The sequence below is a fragment of the Lysobacter sp. yr284 genome, assembly GCF_900107375.1.
In the GTDB taxonomy this organism is placed as follows: domain Bacteria; phylum Pseudomonadota; class Gammaproteobacteria; order Xanthomonadales; family Xanthomonadaceae; genus Lysobacter.
The window spans coordinates 1,189,892-1,193,580 of the sequence record NZ_FNPT01000001.1; the positions used below are offsets into that span (position 1 = coordinate 1,189,892).

The following is a 3,689-nucleotide window of genomic DNA, read 5'->3' on the forward strand; positions in this document are numbered from 1 at the left end:
GCGCGAACCGACGCGCAATCCGCGCGCAATCCGGAAGATTCGCCCAGTGCCGCTTCGCCTGCGTTGTTCGCGCGCCTGCGCAGGCAGCGCTTGCGCATCCACGCAATTTTTCGCCAAGTATCCGGACAGGTTTCGATCCCGGCAAGAACTCGCGCCGATGCGATGCCTCGAGCGAATGCGCGCTAGCGACGCGCAGTGAGGAGTTCATCGGCATGAACGCACGCCGCGCGCCTTCACCACCCCAAAGGACAGCTGAACTGGCGCGCACGATGCGATGCGCGTCGCTTCGGCAACGTCATCGACGCCGACGAATCGAACCTGTCCGCGCACGCGCGCAGCTACCTGTCCTGTTGTCACCATCGCGCGCATGACGAATGTCATCGCCGCTGTGACGCGCTTTGCGGTCGCGATCGGATGACCTGTCCGCCTTTCGCCATAACCCGTAAATTTCCGTGAAATGCGACGGCCACCGGTGCGTCGTTCATGCGTCATCCGCGTGACGCATTCGCACCGCGTTTATATTCGCGCAACGGCATTCGGATCGCGTTTACCGCAATACGTGCATCGCAACACAATCGATATTTCGTGGCCTTGCTACTTTCGCCGCGTTCCGCGATCAAGGCCAAACAGTGAGCGAACCGAAGACAACCCGGAACCATTTGTGGCAATTGATCCGCCGCGGGCGGCCGTCGGTTGCCGCATCGTCCGTCGCCATGCTCGCCGCGCTGGCGTCGGTGGCGGGCTCGTTGTGGTTCCCGATCCAGACCAAGCACTTGATCGACCGCTTCGACGGCGGCGGCATCGAGTTGCAACAGGTGTTGCTGGTCGCCGCGGCCCTGGTCGGCGGCGCCGCCGCGGGCGCGCTGTCCGCCTACATGCTCGCGCGCATCGGCTACCAGGTGGTCGCGGAACTGCGCGCGGCCCTGGTCGAGAAGCTGCTGCGGCTGCCGGTCGCCTCGTTCGACAAGGAAAGCAGCGGCGAGCGCGTCAGCCGCGTGGTCCGCGATTGCGAAGCGATTTCCGAGCTGATCACCAAGCAGACCGTCAACCTGGTCACCGGCGTGTTGCTGCTGGCCGGTTCGATCGTGGTCCTGCTGCTGCTGGACGTGCCGCTGACGCTGACCCTGCTGGGTTCGGTCGTCGCCGCCTTCGCGGTGATGATACCGATCGCGTTCCTGCTCGACGGCCTCTCGCGCCGCACCCAGGACCGCGTCGCCCGGATCAGCGGCATCCTCACCCATATCTTCCAGGAGATCCGCCTGGTCAAGGCGTTCACCGCCGAAGACCACGAACGCCGGCGCAGCGTGACCGAGATCGAGGACCTCAAGCGCCTGGGGCTGAAGACCGCGCGCGTGAACGTGGCGCTGGAGCCGGTGATGAGCCTGGCGATGACCATGGCGATCATCATCATCCTGGTCTACGGCGCCGCGCGCGTGGCCGCCGGCGAGATCAGCGTCGGCACGCTCACCGCCTTCATCCTGTACATCTTCAACGTGGTCAACCCGCTCGCGCAGCTGACCAACTTCACCGCCGAGCTGCAGAAGGCCAAGGGCGCCTCGGTGCGGATCGCGGCGATCTTCGCCGAGCAGGAGGAAGAGGAGAAATCCAGCGTCCTGCCCGCGCCGCACAGCCCCGGCGGCCTGCTGGAATTCCGCAACGTGTCCTTCGCCTACGCCGGCCGCGACACCACCGTGCTCAACGGCATCGACCTGCTGTTCGAGCCGGGCACCACCACCGCCCTGGTCGGCGCCAGCGGCAGCGGCAAGACCACGATCCTGTCGCTGATCGAGCGCTTCTACCAACCCAGTTCCGGCGAGATCCTCTACGACGGCCGCCCCATCGCCGACTATCCGCTGCAGCAGTGGCGCGGCGGCATCGGCTACGTGGCGCAGAGCGCGCCGGTCATGCCCGGCAGCGTGCGCGACAACATCGCCTACGGCCTGTCCGGCGAGTTCACCGACGACCAGGTGCGCTCGGCGGCCGAACGCGCCGGCGCGCTGGACTTCATCGAGCGCATGCCGCAGGGCCTGGACACCGTGCTGATCGAGCAAGGCAACAACCTGTCCGGCGGCCAGCGCCAGCGCATCGCCATCGCGCGCATGTTCCTGCGCGACCCGGACCTGCTGATCCTCGACGAGGCCACCTCCAACCTCGACAGCGAGACCGAGCACCAGGTGCGGCTGGCGCTGGAAGCGCTGATGCGCGGGCGCACCAACATCATCGTCGCCCATCGCCTGTCCACGGTGATCCACGCCGAGCGCATCTGTTTCCTCGAAGCCGGCCGCATCTCCGGCATCGGCAGCCATGGCGAACTGCTCGCCAGCCATCCCTATTACGCGCGCCTGGTGCAGCGCCAGTTCCAGCAACCGGTCGAGGCCGAACCGATGGAGGCCGGCTGAGCCGCGCGCTCCGACTTCTTCGATGATCCACACGCCTTTTCGCCCGCCTCCACAGGACCGCGCGCCGCTACGACGCCTTATCCGCCGTAGCTGAAACACGGTCCGCATACAGACCAGAGCCAGACGCCCCTTTCGCGAGGGCCGCGTCGAGTGGCCGCTTTTTCATCGAATTTCTTCAATCACTTCCGGTAGGCATATGGACATGAATAGAAAGCGATTGGACGGCGACGTGCCCGCCCCTCTGCTGGTCACGCCCATCCATGCCCATTGCGATCTCGCCTCGCTGCTGGCCGAGCGCGCGGCCGAGATCAAAGACGACCTGCTCGAACACGGCGCCCTGCTGTTCCGCGGGTTCGCGGTCGACAGCGTGGAAAAATTCGCCGCGGTCGCCGATCAGATCGGCAACGCCCGGCTCAACTACACCTATCGCTCGACCCCGCGCACCTCGCTCGGCGGCGGCGTGTTCACCGCCACCGAATTCCCGCAATCGCAGGAAATTCCCCTGCACTGCGAAAACGCCTATCAGCGCGACTGGCCGATGCTGGTGGCGTTCTGTTGCCTGACCCCGGCGGAAGTCGGCGGCGCCACGCCGATCGCGTCCATGCGCGACGCCACCCAGGCCATCGGCGCGGGCCTGATGGACGAGTTCGAACGGCGCCGGGTCAAGTACGTGCGCCATTACCGCCCCTACGTCGACCTGCCGTGGGAGACGGTGTTCCAGACCAGCGACAAGGCCGAAGTGGCACGGTTCTGCGACGACGCCGGCATCGAGCACGAATGGCTCGACGAGGAGACCCTGCGCACCGGACAGGTCTGCCAGGGCGTGGCCAGCCATCCGGTCACCGGCGAAAAGCTGTTCTTCAACCAGGCGCACCTGTTCCATGTCTCGTCCCTGGGCGAGGACACGGCGCAATCGATGATCGACATGTTCGGCGCCGACCGGCTGCCGCGGCAGTCGTTCTTCGGCGACGGCAGCGACATCCCCGCCGACATCCTCCAGGCCGTGCGCGACGGCCTGAACCGGCAGGCCTACGACGTCGCCTGGGAACAAGGCGACGTCCTGCTGCTGGACAACATGCAGTTCGCGCACGGCCGCCGCACGTTCAGCGGCCCGCGAAAAATCGCCGTCACCCTCAGCAACCCCTATTCCGGCCACCTGCCGGGCTAGCCGCTGATCCGCGGTGCGAGCGGTCGCCGGCCCCATCCGGGCTGCGCGGCCGGCGCACGACTTCGTTCGAAGCTGGGCAGGCTTGCCGGCGTCCCCCGTCATGCCGCGCTGCAACCGGTGCA

At 66.6% G+C, this 3,689-nt stretch carries 3 protein-coding genes; 2 read left to right on the top strand and 1 reads right to left on the bottom strand.

What is annotated here, in order from left to right; translation table 11 throughout:
- Positions 1-204 precede the first annotated feature (204 nt).
- On the bottom strand, positions 205-492 hold the full coding sequence (locus tag BLV01_RS25185; protein WP_139178475.1) for a hypothetical protein: 288 nt from the start codon (positions 490-492) through the stop codon (positions 205-207).
- 221 nt (positions 493-713) lie between these two features.
- Here BLV01_RS25185 and BLV01_RS04875 point away from each other — a divergent pair, with 221 nt between their 5' ends.
- Together BLV01_RS04875 and BLV01_RS04880 are read left to right on the top strand one after the other, a co-directional pair.
- On the top strand, positions 714-2,399 hold the full coding sequence (locus BLV01_RS04875) for an ABC transporter ATP-binding protein (protein ID WP_091794480.1): 1,686 nt from the start codon (positions 714-716) through the stop codon (positions 2,397-2,399).
- A gap of 202 nt (positions 2,400-2,601) precedes the next feature.
- Entirely contained in the window at positions 2,602-3,567 is a 966-nt protein-coding gene (locus BLV01_RS04880; RefSeq protein WP_091794797.1) for a TauD/TfdA family dioxygenase, read from the top strand.
- The last annotated feature ends 122 nt before the right edge of the window (positions 3,568-3,689 follow it).